This is a genomic window from Spectribacter acetivorans, from assembly GCF_031846305.1.
GTDB classification, from domain to species: domain Bacteria; phylum Pseudomonadota; class Gammaproteobacteria; order Nevskiales; family Salinisphaeraceae; genus Spectribacter; species Spectribacter acetivorans.
Window position 1 is genome coordinate 130,616 of sequence record NZ_JAVRHY010000003.1, and the last position, 13,990, is coordinate 144,605.

General features: G+C 68.7%; 12 protein-coding genes. 3 read left to right on the forward strand and 9 right to left on the reverse strand.

All coding sequences use genetic code 11. The annotated features are described in order from the left end of the window. The first annotated feature begins 20 nt into the window (after positions 1 to 20). Positions 21 to 1,271 carry an MFS transporter gene (locus tag RM531_RS04380; protein ID WP_311657582.1) on the forward strand — a complete coding sequence of 417 codons (1,251 nt, stop codon included), beginning with the start codon at positions 21 to 23 and terminating at the stop codon, positions 1,269 to 1,271. A gap of 6 nt (positions 1,272 to 1,277) precedes the next feature. Here RM531_RS04380 and RM531_RS04385 read toward each other — a convergent pair whose 3' ends face one another. From RM531_RS04385 to RM531_RS04425, 9 genes are all read right to left on the reverse strand, one after another. Next, positions 1,278 to 1,820, reverse strand: a complete 543-nt coding sequence (locus RM531_RS04385; RefSeq protein WP_311657583.1) for an NUDIX domain-containing protein — start codon at positions 1,818 to 1,820, stop codon at positions 1,278 to 1,280. Beyond that, complete coding sequence (locus RM531_RS04390; protein ID WP_311657584.1) at positions 1,817 to 2,305, reverse strand: SseB family protein; 489 nt, start codon at positions 2,303 to 2,305, stop codon at positions 1,817 to 1,819. The genes RM531_RS04385 and RM531_RS04390 overlap by 4 nt, the downstream gene beginning before the upstream one ends. Before the next feature lie 12 nt (positions 2,306 to 2,317). Continuing rightward, positions 2,318 to 4,297 (reverse strand): transglutaminase TgpA family protein, encoded by a 1,980-nt coding sequence (locus RM531_RS04395; protein WP_311657585.1) that lies wholly within the window; start codon positions 4,295 to 4,297, stop codon positions 2,318 to 2,320. After that, on the reverse strand, positions 4,287 to 5,255 hold the full coding sequence (locus RM531_RS04400) for a DUF58 domain-containing protein (RefSeq protein ID WP_311657586.1): 969 nt from the start codon (positions 5,253 to 5,255) through the stop codon (positions 4,287 to 4,289). Before RM531_RS04400 ends, RM531_RS04395 begins: the two co-directional genes overlap by 11 nt. Positions 5,256 to 5,265: 10 nt before the next feature. Further along, entirely contained in the window at positions 5,266 to 6,207 is a 942-nt protein-coding gene (locus tag RM531_RS04405; RefSeq protein WP_311657587.1) for an AAA family ATPase, read from the reverse strand. A 136-nt stretch (positions 6,208 to 6,343) separates the two neighbouring features. Continuing rightward, positions 6,344 to 6,787 (reverse strand): FxsA family protein, encoded by a 444-nt coding sequence (locus RM531_RS04410; RefSeq protein ID WP_311657588.1) that lies wholly within the window; start codon positions 6,785 to 6,787, stop codon positions 6,344 to 6,346. Then, positions 6,787 to 9,570, reverse strand: coding sequence for a valine--tRNA ligase (locus tag RM531_RS04415; protein ID WP_311657589.1), 2,784 nt, complete (start codon positions 9,568 to 9,570; stop codon positions 6,787 to 6,789). Before RM531_RS04415 ends, RM531_RS04410 begins: the two co-directional genes overlap by 1 nt. An 83-nt stretch (positions 9,571 to 9,653) precedes the next feature. Beyond that, a complete protein-coding gene (locus RM531_RS04420) occupies positions 9,654 to 10,082 on the reverse strand; it encodes a DNA polymerase III subunit chi (protein ID WP_311657590.1) in 429 nt (142 codons plus the stop codon). After that, positions 10,079 to 11,587, reverse strand: a complete 1,509-nt coding sequence (locus RM531_RS04425; RefSeq protein ID WP_311657591.1) for a leucyl aminopeptidase — start codon at positions 11,585 to 11,587, stop codon at positions 10,079 to 10,081. Before RM531_RS04425 ends, RM531_RS04420 begins: the two co-directional genes overlap by 4 nt. A gap of 203 nt (positions 11,588 to 11,790) precedes the next feature. On the opposite strand from RM531_RS04425, the gene lptF reads away from it, so the two are divergent. Next, positions 11,791 to 12,906 carry an LPS export ABC transporter permease LptF gene (gene lptF / locus RM531_RS04430; RefSeq protein ID WP_311657592.1) on the forward strand — a complete coding sequence of 372 codons (1,116 nt, stop codon included), beginning with the start codon at positions 11,791 to 11,793 and terminating at the stop codon, positions 12,904 to 12,906. After that, positions 12,903 to 13,970, forward strand: coding sequence for an LPS export ABC transporter permease LptG (gene lptG, locus RM531_RS04435; protein WP_311657593.1), 1,068 nt, complete (start codon positions 12,903 to 12,905; stop codon positions 13,968 to 13,970). Before lptF ends, lptG begins: the two co-directional genes overlap by 4 nt. The last annotated feature ends 20 nt before the right edge of the window (positions 13,971 to 13,990 follow it).

Sequence of the window (13,990 nt, forward strand, 5' to 3'; positions counted from 1 at the left end):
CGGCACCGGGCATTCCGATCATGACCAACGACGTGCGGGCCCGCTGGTCCTGGGCACTCTACGACTGGGCCAATTCGGCCTTTGCCACCACCGTGGTGGCCGGCTTCTTCCCCATCTTCTACAAGCAGTACTGGAGCGGCCAGTTCGAGGCCACTACCAGCACCCTGCAGCTGGGCGTGGGCAGCGCCGTGGCCAGCGTGGTGGTGATGATCCTGGCGCCGCTGCTGGGCGCGCTGGCCGACCGCAACGGCGGCAAGAAGACGCTGCTGGCCGGATTCGCCGCGCTGGGCGTCGCGGCCACCGGTGCGCTGTTCTGGGTGGCCCAGGGCGAGTGGCTGCTGGCCATGACCCTGTTCGTGCTGGCGTCGATCGGCTTTTCCGCCAGCCTGGTGTTCTACGACGGGCTGATCGTCAACGTGGCCACCCCGGCCAGCATGGACCGGGTGTCGGCGCTGGGTTATGCCCTGGGCTATCTCGGCGGCGGCCTGCTGCTGGCGGTGAACGTGGCCATGACCCTGAAACCGGCCTGGTTCGGCCTGGCCGACAAGGCGGCGGCGGTGCAGTGGTCGTTCCTGTCGGTGGCGGTATGGTGGGCCGTTTTCTCCGTGCCGCTGCTGCGCTATGTGGGCGAGCCCCGGCCGACCCGGCGTCAGCCGCTGGGCGCGGCCGTGACCGGCGGCCTGCGCGAACTGCGCCAGACCCTGTCGCACATCCGGGCCGTCAAGGGCGCGGCGCTGTTCCTGCTGGCCTACTGGCTCTACATCGACGGCGTGCACACCATCATCCGCATGGCGGTGGACTTCGGCCTCAGCCTGGGTTTCGAGGCCAACAGCCTGATCGTGGCGCTGCTGCTGGTGCAGTTCGTGGGCTTTCCCGCCGCCATTGCCTTCGGCTGGCTGGGCGAGCGCTGGGGTACCCGGCGGGCCATCTACCTGGGGCTGGCGGTCTACGCCGGCGTTACCGCCTGGGGCTATTTCATGCAGACGGTGGTCCAGTTCTACGTCATGGCGGCGGTGATCGGCCTGGTGCAGGGCGGGGTGCAGTCGCTGTCGCGATCCTATTTCGCGCGCCTGATTCCCGAGGGCAAGGCCGGCGAGTTCTTCGGCTTCTACAACATGCTGGGCAAGTTCGCGGCGGTGCTCGGGCCGCTGCTGGTGGGGGTGACCGCCGCCGCCACCGGTAGCGCGCGGCTGTCCATCCTGGCGGTGCTGATCCTGTTTGCCGCCGGCGCCTGGGTGCTCACGCGGGTGCCCGAGCCGGATACGCGCTGAACCGATTCAGTCGCGCGGATCGAGCCCGACGCGGATGGCTTCCGGCAGTTCGATGCGTTCGGGGGTGTGGCCACGGGCCTCCAGCCAGTCCTTCATGGCCCAGCCGGTGGAGGACGGCCAATAGCGCACCGACGCCGGGGGCAGGCATAGGGACTCGGCCAGTTCCTCGTTGTGGCGGATATCCCCCTCGGCCTCGACGTGGTAGCAGATCAGTATCTGGTTCTTGGTGTAGAAGGGATAGATACCGATCAGCTCGCGCACTTCGCCGTCCAGGTCAAGCTCTTCCTTGACCTCGCGCACCACGCCTTCCTCGGGCGATTCGCCGGCCTCCAGAAAGCCCGTGATCAGCCCGAACATGCCCGCCGGCCAGGCCACATTGCGGGCCAGCACGATCCGGCCCTCGCGTTCCACCACCGCGCCGACTACCGGCGTGGGGTTGTTCCAGAACACGTGGCCGCAGTCCGGGTCGGGGCAGGCCAGGCGCGGGCGGTCGCCGAGTTCGGCGCGGGTCAGCGACCCGCCGCAGCAGGGGCAGTAGCGAAAGCTCATTTCAGGCGGTCCTCGATGCGATCCTCGTAGCGTTCACGCAGGCGCAGCAGGCCGTAACTGGGGATGTTCATGCCCAGTGTCCAGCCCGGATTGATCGCCACCCCCATGCCGGGCGCGGTATGCGCCAGCACCCAGATGAAGTCGGTCTTCACGCCGTAGCGGTATTCCGGATAGGTCTTGGCCACCCGGTGGGCGCGTTCCGGGCTGGTGAACACGGCCAGGCGTTGGCTCTTGTCCTCGCCGGCCGGCAGGACCAGCGCCGGCAGGTCGGCCGGGTCCTGGATCTGTGTGACTTCGTGGCGCGACAGCAGTACCACGTCGGCATCGATAAGTTCGGTGAGAAAGCCGTCGACCGTCTGCTCGCCGTTCTGGGCCGCGTAAAGGTCGCGCTCGAGCGCGTTGTAGAACTCTCGGGAGTTCTCCGCGGCGCCGGCAATGATCGGGGTCGCCAGCAGGACGACGAGCGTGATAATGACGCGTTGCATGGCCCGTTTATATCAAATCCGGGCGGGCCGGCGTGGTCCGCCGGGTGGGCGGAATCCGCGCGCCTCACGGATGAAGGCCCGCCGTTGCTGCCGACTGCCGCCGTGGCGGTAGCGGATGGCGACGTACTCACGGGCCAGGGCGCTGACCGTGGTCGCGCAGTCCGGCCGGGCCCGCGCCACGCGTGTCGCGTAGTCGAGCGGGCCCTCGTCGTCGCGCCGTGGCAGGCCCGCCGCGGCGAGCCGCCGGCACAATCGCAGCCAGGCTGCCTGGACCGGATCGATGCCGCCGCGCGGCCGCGCCTGCCAGATCAGAATGGTGCCGATCAGCGCCATGACAGCCGTCAACAGCAGGGTCAGCGCCAGAATCATGGACCGCACGTCCGGCAATCCCAGCTCGGCGAGAAAATCCCGCTGACGTTCCGGACCGTAGGCCAGGAACCAGCGGTTCCAGCCGGCATTGGCCCAGTCCCAGGCAAGCTGGGCGCGTCGCAGCAGGTCGCCGCCGCCCCGCGCCAGGTAGGGCACCGGTTCATCCGCGCCCATTGAACCGCCCAGGCCGGATTCGATGCGTTCGGGCGCCACCGCCCCGGTGGGATCGACACGTACCCAGCCCCGGCCTTCCAGCCAGACTTCCGCCCAGGCATGGGCATCGGCGGCGCGCACGATCAGGTAGTCGCCCAGTCCCGGGCTGCCGCCCTGGTAACCGGTAACCACCCGCGCCGGGATGCCGGCGGCCCGCATCAGGAACACGAAGGCGCCGGCGTAGTGTTCGCAGAAACCCGCGCGGGTATCGAACAGGAACTGATCGATGCGGTCCTCGCCGCGTAGCGCGCCCGGCTGCAGCGTATAGCGGAAGGGCTGTTCACGGAAACGGGTGAGCGCGGCGGTGACGACGTCGGCCGGTCCCGCATCGCGGTCGCGCCATTGTCGTGCCAGTGCCCGGGCCTGCGGGTTGCCGTCACCCGGCAGACGGCGGGCGTAATCGAGAAGATCGGGCGGCGAATCCGGTTGCAGGACGTAGTCGGGCACCGAGGACAGCGTGAATGCCCGCCGCTGGCTGATCGGCTCGCGGGTACGCAGGCTGCCGGCGGCATCCCGGTAGGCGTTGGCCGGGGCGCGGGCGGGCAGATCCAGAGCCAGCAACCAGTCCTGGTCGTGGGGTTCCAGCGTGAGCCGGTAGCGGATCGGCGCGGTTTGCGGCCGGTAGTCTGGTGCCGCATCGAGAAAGCGGCCGGGCCAGCCGGTGGTCCAGCGCCGGCCGTCGAATGACCAGAACACCGGGCCCCGCCAGTAACGCTGGGCCGGTGGCGGCGGATCGCCCTCGAACTCGACCCGGAAGGCCACCGCGTCGGACAGGGCAACCCGGCTGATGCTGCCCGGCTCCATGCTGTCGGACAGCCCCGTGCGGGCGCTGGCGCCGCTGTCGGAGGGTAGCCCCCACAGGGGCCCGGGGATGCGGGGGAACAGCACGAATAGCAGGACGGCCAGCGGCAGGGCCTGGGCCAGCAGGCTGGCCGAACGCCGCAGCAGATCGCGGATGGGCAGGGCACGGCCGGGATGGTTGGCGTCGATGAAGCAGGCAGTGATCAGCCAGCCGGCCAGGCCCAGGAACACCGCCATCACGATTTCCTGCGAGAACAGGAAATGGGTGATGACCACGAAGTAGCACAGCCCCAGCAGGATCATCATGTCCCGGTGGCGATGGGTTTCCGTGAGCTTCAGGGCCAGCATCAGCATCAGCAGGGCCACGCCCGCATTCTGGCCGTCCACTCGGCCGTAGCTGGCGTAGACGCCGACGAAGGCCGCCAGCGCCAGCAGCAGCCGCAGCCGCAGCCAGCGGGCCGGTGCCGGCCAGTCCCGCCAGGCAGCCATTGCCTGCCAGCCGAGAATGGCGCCGGTGAACAGGCTGACCCACACCGGCACTCGCACCAGGTGTGGCGCCATTACCAGCGCCAGCACCGCAATCAGTCGCAGGCGCTGCTCAGTCGGCATACAGGGCCAGGCTGCGCAGGCAGCGGTCCCGATGCGGGGCGCCGCGGTCTGGCGGAATCTCGGCGCCCGGCAGCCGCAGGCCGTACACCAGCCCGCGACGGTCGGCCTCCTGCACCCAGCGGGTGAGTTGACTCAGCCGCGGTTCAACGCCGCCGCCCGGGACCATGGCGAAATCCAGCCACAGCGTTTCCTGACGCGGATCGTCGAACTGCTTGACCATCAGCGTGCCGGTGCGGGGGTAGCTTTTCCAGTGAATCAGCCGCGGCGGGTCGCCCCGGCCGTAGCGCCGCAGGCCGGCGAAATCCTCGCGGCCGGTGCGGTGGCGGTCCGCGCCCTCGACCAGGCCGGGACTGGCGGGTGGCAGCGGTGCCCGCCCGGCCGGTCGCGGGTAGACCAGTACGCTCTGATCGAGGCGAATCCAGGTCCAGGCCCGGAACAGGCCCATCGGGAACAGGGTGCTGATCTTCAGGCGGGGCAGGGGCAGCCGGCCGCGCGCCCGGGTGGTCAGGGACAACCGGCAGATGGCGTCGCCGCCGGCCGGGATGTCGGTAACGGCGTCGTCCTGGGCGTCCACGGTGTCATCGGCGGCTACGGCCACGGCCAGCCGGGACTGGCCGGCCGGATTGTGCAGCATCACGGCCAGCAGGGCCGGCTGACCCGCGAAGACCGGCCCCACCGGCGCCGCACGCACGGTCAGATTGAGCAGGTTGCGGTGGGTGTGATGCATGGCCACCAGGACCAGGCCGCCGAGCAGGAAGGTCAGGGCGAATCCCAGGCTGTTGCTGTAGTTCATCGAGCCCAGCAGCATGGTGAACAGCAACAGCCCGAACCAGGCCCCGCCGCGCGTGGGCAGGATGTAGAGCCGCCGCCGGTGAATCCGCACCGGGCCGGTCTGCGGCGGGCTGCGGCGATCGATCCAGGCCCGGGTGCGCGCGCGCAGCCGCTGCGTCAGTGCCATCCCGCCGCCGTCACGGCACTGCCACGGCCTCGCGCAGCCGGCGCGCGGGCGAGATGGTTTCCGTGTCGTCGGTGCCTGGCGGCAGGCGGTGATCCACCACCGCGGCCAGCACCGCCTGGACGTCCTCGGGCAGCACGTAATCGCGTCCGGCCAGGAATGCCCATGCCTGGGCCGCGCGGCGCAATGCCAGCCCCGCGCGCGGCGACAGGCCGTGACGGAACGCACTGTCCCGGCGGCTTTCGGTGATCAGGTCGAGAATATAGTTCAGCAGCGGTTCCCGGACGGTGATTGCCTCGCAACGGGCCTGGGCGTCGGCCAGATCGGCCGGCGTCATCACCGGGGCGAGATCCGCCAGCATGTCCCGACGGCTGCGCTCCGCCAGCAGCTGGCGTTCCGCCTCCGGGGGCGGGTAGCCGAGGCGAATGCGCATCAGGAAGCGGTCCAGCTGCGACTCGGGCAGGGCGAAGGTGCCGGCCTGGTCCCCGGGATTCTGGGTTGCGACCACGAAGAACGGGCTGGGCAGGTCCCGGGTGGCCCCGTCGATGGTGACCTGACCTTCCTCCATCGCCTCGAGCAGGGCGCTCTGGGTCTTGGGGCTGGCGCGGTTGATCTCGTCGGCCAGCAGCAACTGGGTAAAGACCGGACCGGGATGGAACTCGAAGCGCGCCCCGGCGGTTTCGAACACCGACACGCCGAGGATGTCGGTGGGCAGCAGGTCGGCAGTGAACTGGACCCGGGCGAAATCCAGGCCCAGCGCACGGGCCAGCGCCTGCGCGAGCGTGGTCTTGCCGACCCCCGGCAGATCCTCGATCAGCACGTGCCCGCGGGCGAGCAGGCAACTCAGCGCCAGGCGGATCTGTTCGTCCTTGCCCAGGATCACCCCGGTGAGGGTATCCAGCGCAAGCTGTAACGGATGCGCGGCGCGGGCCGGCTGCGGCGATACGCGGTTCATTCAGTCTCCCGGTGCGGCGTGCGTCGTTGCCGGGTCATCGGCCGCGGCGGTCGCCGGGCGTACCCTGACACCGGCAAGGGTACCGGAGCCTCCCGCGGTTGACACCCGGCAGGCGGTGGCTACGGGTGCGGCAGCCTCATTCGTCCCGCCGGTAATCACCCTCGATGGTGCGGTCGTCGCCCGGCCGCCGGCTGGGCCCCGCGCCGGCGCTGCCGTCCGGCGTCATCACCACGGCCCGCCGCAGCAGGTTCACCGCCAGCCGGCGCCGCAGGGCGGGTACCAGCAGCGCGAACCCCAGGGCATCGGTGAGGAAACCCGGCGTTAGCAGGGTGATGCCGGCAATCAGCAGGGCCGCGCCCTCCAGCAGGGGCAGGGCGGGGGCCTCGCCCCGCTGCTGGTGGGCCTGGATTTCCTGCACCGTGCGGAAGCCCTGGATGCGCACCAGCTGGCTGCCGATGATGGCGGTGAGGATGATCAGCCCGATGGTGGCCAGCACGCCGATACGGCTGCCCACCTCGATCAGCAGCCAGGTTTCCACCAGCGGGATGGTGATGAACAGCAGTAGCAGGCGTCCCGCCATTACAGCGCCGCCACCCGGTCACGCTGGCCGCGCAGCTCGGCCACGGCGGCGTCGATCTCGGACAGCCGGCCGCGGGTCTTGTCGACCACGTCGGCCGGGGCCTTGTCCACGAAATTGGGGTTGTCGAGCTTGCCGCGCACCGAGGCCTGTTCCTTGTCGAGTTGGGCCAGCCGCTTGTCCAGCCGGGCGAGTTCCGCGTCCTTGTCGATCAGACCCGCCATCGGCACCAGGAGTTTCATTCGGCCCGCCAGGGCGGTGGCGGCATCGGGGGCGTCGTCGTCGGGGCCGAGATGCTCGATCGACTCGACGCCGGCCAGGAAGGTCAGCGCCGGCCAGTGGCGGTCCAGCCGTTCGCGGTCGCCGGTTTCCGCGCCCTGGGTGAGCACCGGCAGCGGTTGGCGCGGGGCGATGTCCATTTCGCCACGGATCTGGCGCAGGCCGAGAATCACGGTCTGCAGCCATTCGATTTCGACTTCGGCGTCGGGATCGATACGGTCGTCGTCCGGCACCGGGAAGGGCTGGCGCATCAGGGTGTCGCCTTCGCGGCCGGCCAGCGGGGCGATGCGCTGCCAGATTTCCTCGGTGATGAAGGGCATGATCGGGTGCAGCAGGCGCAGGGCGGTTTCCAGCACCCGCACCAGCGTGCGCCGGGTGCCGCGTTGCTCGGCTTCGCCCGCGTGATCGCCCTGGAGCACCGGCTTGATCAGTTCCAGGTACCAGTCGCAGTAGTGGTGCCAGACGAACTCGTACAGCGCCTGGGCGGCCAGGTCGAAGCGATAGGCCTCGATGTGACGGATCACGTCGGCCTCGGTGCGCTGCAGTTGCGAGGCGATCCAGCGATCGGCCCAGGACAGCTCGATCGCCGCCTCGGCGTCCAGGCCAGTGTCGGCGCCTTCGGTGTTCATCAGCACGAAGCGGGCCGCGTTCCACAGCTTGTTGCAGAAGTTGCGGTAGCCCTCGACCCGGCCGAGATCGAAACGGATGTCGCGCCCCTGGGAGGCCAGCGAGGCGAAGGTGAAACGCAGGGCGTCGGTGCCGTAGGCCGGAATGCCGTCGGGGAAGTGGCGCCGGGTGGTTTTCTCGATCTTTTCCTGCAGGTGCGGCTGCATCAGTCCGCTGGTGCGCTTGGTCACCAGCGATTCCAGGTCGATGCCGTCTATGAGATCAATGGGATCGAGCACGTTGCCCTTGGACTTGGACATCTTCTGGCCGTCCGAATCGCGCACCAGGCCGTGCACGTAGACCTCGGCGAAGGGCACGTCGTCCATGAACTTCAGGCCCATCATGATCATCCGGGCGACCCAGAAGAAGATGATGTCGAAGCCGGTGACCAGCACGCTGGTGGGGTAGAAATGCCCCAGCGCCTCGGTGTCCTCGGGCCAGCCGAGGGTGGAGAATGGCCACAGCGCCGACGAAAACCAGGTGTCGAGCACGTCCTCGTCCTGCGTCAGCGACGTGCCGGGGTCGAGGTCGCCGGCGTGCCTCTCGCGCACCTCGGCTTCCGAGCGGCCGACGTAGACGTTGCCGGCCTCGTCGTACCAGGCGGGAATCCGGTGCCCCCACCAGAGCTGACGGCTGATGCACCAGTCCTCGATGTTCTTCATCCACTCGAAGTAGGTCTTGTCCCAGTTGCCGGGCACGAAGCGGATGCGGCCTTCCTCCACCGCCCGGATCGCCGGTTCCGCCAGCGGTTCGGCACGCACGAACCACTGATCGGTGAGGTAGGGCTCGATCACCGAGCCGGAGCGATCGCCGCGGGGCACCATCAGCTTGTGGTCATCGACCCGCTCGAGCAGGCCCAGGGCGTCGAGGTCGGCCACCACCCGCTTGCGGGCCTCGAACCGGTCCAGCCCGCGGTAGGCTGCCGGCACGGCGTCGTTGAGGGTGGCGTCCTCGTGGAAGATGTTGATCCGGGGCAGATCGTGGCGTTCGCCCAGGGCGTAGTCGTTGAAATCGTGCGCCGGGGTGATCTTGACGCAGCCGGAGCCCAGTTCCGGGTCGACGTAGGTGTCGGCCACGATCGGGATGTCGCGGTCCACCAGCGGCAGCCGGACGGTTTTTCCGATCAGGTGCTGGTAGCGCTCGTCGTCGGGATGCACCGCTACGGCGGTATCCCCGAGCATGGTTTCGGGCCGGGTGGTGGCCACCGACAGCGTGCCGCTGCCGTCGGCCAGTGGGTAGCGGAAGTGCCAGAAGTGGCCGCTTTCTTCCTCGCTGATCACTTCCAGGTCGGAGATCGCGGTGTGCAGCACCGGGTCCCAGTTGACCAGCCGCTTGCCGCGGTAGATCAGGCCCTCGTCGAACAGCCGCACGAATACCTCGCGCACGGCGGTGGACAGGCCCTCGTCCATGGTGAAGCGCTCGCGCGACCAGTCCACGGACGCGCCCATGCGGCGCAGCTGGCGGGTGATGTGGCCGCCGGATTCGGCCTTCCACTGCCAGACGCGGTCGACGAAAGTCTCGCGTCCGAGTTGATGCCGGCTACTGCCCTCGGCGGCGAGCTGGCGCTCCACCACCATCTGGGTGGCGATGCCGGCGTGGTCGGTACCGGGCTGCCACAGGGTGCGGCAGCCGCGCATGCGCTGGTAGCGGGTTAGCGCATCCATGATCGTGTCCTGAAAGGCATGGCCCATGTGCAGGCTGCCCGTCACGTTGGGCGGCGGGATCATGATGGCGAAGGACGGTACGTCCTTGCGGTCCGTCCGGGGGGCGAAGTGTCCGCCGGCCTCCCAGCATTCATACCATTTGGTTTCGATGGCGCGGGGGTCGAATTGCTTATCCATTGGAACGTGACTGATGACGGGTCGGATGATCGGCGGCATGACCGGCGCCTGTGCACCGATCGTTGACGGCCACCGATCCTGGGTCAGGCTATTTTATGCGTTTCCAGCGGGTAACCGCGTTCCTGATAGAAGCGGTAACGCTGGCGGGCGGCCAGACGGTTGCCCGGGGTGACGATCTCCAGACTGCGGGTGAAGCGGCTGAAAAAGGCCGGCACCTCGTCGGTCAGGCTGATCAGCACGTCGTCGAAATCGCCCGGCGGTTCCGCGTCGTGGCCGATCACCACCGGGGTGGGGTCCTGCTCGCCCCGGGCCGTTGCCACCAGATGCGGGACGAAGCTGCCCTGGCGAAAGGTCCAGAGCAGCCCGTCCAGCGTCTGCGCCGCGGCGGCATCGGCCACGTGCAGATATACCCGATGGCCCTGGTCGTGGGCCTTTTCGGCCAGCCGGCATGCGGTGCGCATGCCGGCATCGGCGCCCTCGGCTTCAACGATATAGAAGGAGACTTCCGTCATTGCCCCGCGTTGGCGCGGGCAATCAGGAACTCCGTCAACAGGCCGACCGGACGCCCGGTGGCGCCCTTGTCCTTGCCGGTCTTCCAGGCCACGCCGGCAATATCGAGATGCGCCCAGCGTAGCTTGCGTGCGAACCGGTGCAGGAAGCTGGCCGCGGTGATCGAGCCGGCCGCGCGGCCGCCTACATTGGCCATGTCGGCGAAGTTGCTGTCCAGCTGGCTCTGGTATTCCTCCCACAGCGGCATCGGCCAGGCGCGATCGCCCACCGAGTCGCCGGCGTCACGCAGGGCGCGCCGCAGGCTGCTGTTGTTGGCGTACAGGGCCGCCGCCTCACTACCCAGCGCGATTACCGCCGCGCCGGTGAGGGTGGCCATGTCCACCACCACGTCGGACTGGTAGTTCTTTTCGACGTAGGTCAGGGCATCGCACAGGATCAGTCGGCCCTCGGCGTCGGTATTGAGAATTTCGATGGTCTGACCGGACATGCTGGTGAGAATGTCGCCGGGCTTCACGGCATCGCCGTCGGGCAGATTCTCGGAACTGGGGACCACGCCGACCAGATTCATCGGCAGTTCCAGCTCGGCCGCCGCCTTCATGGCGCCGAACACGCTCGCCCCGCCGCACATGTCATACTTCATCTCGTCCATGGTCGCACCCGGCTTGATGCTGATGCCGCCGGAATCGAAGGTCAGGCCCTTGCCCACCAGGACGGTCGGCTTGGCGTTCTTCGGCCCCTGCATGTATTCCATGACGATCAGCTTGGCCGGCTGCCGGCTGCCGCGGGACACCGCCAGCAGCGAGCCCATGCCCAGCTTTTCCATCTCCGCCTCGTCCAGCACCTTGGTCTTGATGCCGCGGTAGTTCTTGGCCAGTGATTCGGCCTGTTCCGCCAGATAGGTGGGGGTGCAGATGTTGCCCGGCAGGTTGCCCAGATCCTTGGCGTAGTTCACGCCGGCCGCGATCGCCTCGGCCTCGCGGATGGCGCGCTCGCCGGCCGGCAGGTCGGAGCGGCGCGGGACCTGGAAGGTCAGGCGGGACAGCTTGCGGCTGTAGGGCTTGTAGTTGCTGCCGCGGCAGGTCTCGAAGCGGTAGAACACCTCCTCGGTGACCAGCAGGGCCTGCTTGACGGTCCAGCCGATGTCGTCCAGTGCCTTGACGTTCAGCTCGGGCAGATAGTGGGCGGCATCCACGCCACCCACGCGATCGAGTTCGCGGGCGGCGGCGCGGCAGGCCTTGCGGTAGGCGGCCTGGTCGAAGTCCTGCTGGCGACCGCAGCCCACCAGCAGAATGCGGTCGCAGAGCATGTCGTCGAGCCCGTGCAGCATGGTGGTCTGACCGAGCTTGCCGTCCATGTCGCCGCGGCGCATCACGCTGCCGATCAGTCCGTTGCCCGCGTCATCCAGGGCCTGGGCCTGGGGCGAGGGCTTGCGGCGGTCGAACACGCCGACCACCACGCAGCCGACCCGCTGCTTCTCGGGGCTGCCGCTCTTGACGAGATATTCCATGATCGCTCCTGTGAAGGTTTCTGGCATCATGACCACGCCCCCGCCCGCGTGTTCACTGATGTGAGTAGTCAACGGTCAGGCGCTGCCGCTTTCCCGGTCCTGCAGCGCCCGACGCAAAACCGGCTCTATTCTACGGAAATGCAGGAAAAAATCACTACTTCGAGCGTCATCCGCATTTTTGTCAAAGAAAGGCGTGTCCCGGGATGCGCGTGAAACCGGCCGTCATCGACGTGTACCTGATCGGCGAGACCCTGCGCACCTGGGCGGCGGTCACCCTGGTTCTGCTGGTGCTGACGCTGGGCGTGGGCTTTGCCCGCTACATCGCCGATGCCGCCGCGGGCGAGATTCCGATGCAGACCGTCGTCCTGGTCGCGGGCCTGAGCGCGGTGGAGAACATGGAGGTGGTACTGCCGGTATCGGTGCTGCTGGCACTGCTGCTGACCGTGGGCCGGCTGTGCCGCGACAACGAGATGGCGGCAATGACCGGCGTGGGGATCGGCCCGACCCGGCTGTATCGGGCTTTCGCCCCGCTCACGCTCGGGGTGGCGCTGCTCTGCCTGGCGCTGAGTCTGGTGCTGGGCCCGGCCGCGGCACGCCATCTCGAACAGATGGAAGAAGCGGGGGCGGCGATCCTGATCCAGGCCGTGGAGCCCGGCCGGTTTACCGAAATCGACGGCGGCAAGGCGGTGTTTTACGCGGGGGGTATCGACAGCGGGTCCGGCCTGATGCGCGACGTGTTCATCCGGGTGGCCCGCGACGGCGGCGGCGATACCGGCATCCAGACCGAAACCATCGTCACCGCCGAGACCGCCCGCTACGTTACCGATACCGAGGACGGCACCCAGACGCTGGTGCTGCGCGATGGCCGGCGTTACGAAGGACGGCCGGGGCAGGCGGATTTCCGGGTCACCCGCTTTGCCGAACACGGCCTGCATGTGGCCCGCTCGATGGATCGCCAGATGCTCGAAGTCGAGCAGTTGTCGCCCGGTCCACTGTTCGAGCGGGACAGTCTGGAGGCGCGTATCGAATGGCAGTCGCGCCTGGCCGTGCCGGTGACGGTGCTGGTGCTGGCGTTCCTGGCCCTGCCGCTGGGCCAGCAGCCGCCCCGTTCGGGCCGCTATGCGCGGCTGATCGTGGGCATTCTGGTGTTCGTGGGTTACGTGAATCTTCTCCGGCTGGGCGAAATCTGGATGCGCGACGGCAGCCTGCCGGTACTGCCCGGGTTGTGGTTGTTGCACGGGCTGGTACTGGCGACCGCGCTGCTGGCGTTCCTGCGCAGCCAGGGGCACTTGCGTCGGCAGCCGGCGTTGGCGCCATGAACGTGCTCGACCGCTACGTCGCCGGCACCATTCTGCGGGCGTTCGGCGTGGTGCTGCTGGCGGTGGGCGCGCTCAGCCTGGTGATCTCCTTTCTCAGCGAGGCCGATCAACTGGGCAAGGGCAGTTACGGCCTGCTGGATGTCAGCCTGTTCGCGCTGCTGACCCTGCCGGAACGCCTGCAACTGGTGATGCCGGTGGTGGCGCTGCTGGGGGCCCTGCTGGGGCTGGGCGGCCTGGCGGCCGGCAGCGAGCTGGTGGTAGTGCGCTCGGCGGGGGTGTCGGTGCTGCGTCTGGCCGGTTCGGTGGCCCTTGCCGGCATGCTGCTGGCGGGTGTGACCGGCCTGACCGGCGAGTGGCTGGCGCCCAGTGCCATGCGCACGGCGGAAACCCTGCGGGATCAGGCGCGCTACGGGCCGGAGCAGGTGCAGAGTGTGCGTGGCGGCCTGTGGTTGCGGGATCAGGGCGACGTGATCCGTATTCAGGGAAGCCTGGCCGAGGATTTCCTCACGGGCGTGGAGATCTACCGGCTGGATGAAACCGGTCGCTTCGCCGCCCTGATCCACGCCCAGCGCGCCCGCTACCGGGACGGCGAGTGGCAGCTCGAGGACGTGAAGATCACGCGCTTCGAGGACAACCGCGTGACCACCGAAACGCAGGACACCCGGCCCTGGTCGGTGTCGCTGCAGCCTTCGTTCCTGCGCTTGTCGGTGGTCAAGCCCGAGGAATTGTCCAGCCTGGGGCTGGCCGACTACATCGACTATCTGGCGCGCAACGACGTTGCCACCACCGACTACCGCCTGGCGCTGTGGCGCAATCTGGCCGCGCCGGTGACGGTGTTCGCGATGTGTCTGCTGGCGTTGCCGTTCGCGTTCGGCTCCCTGCGCAGCGTGGGCGCGGGACAGCGGCTGTTCGTGGGTGGCCTGGTCGGGGTGGTGTTCTTCATCGTCAACGAGATCGCCGCGTCCAGCGGACAGGTCTACGGCCTGCCGGCCTGGCTGGCGGCCAGCTGGCCCACGCTGGCGCTGGTCTTGCTGACCCTCGTCTGGTTGCGTCGCCTGCGCTAGGGACGCGCCACGGATGTGGA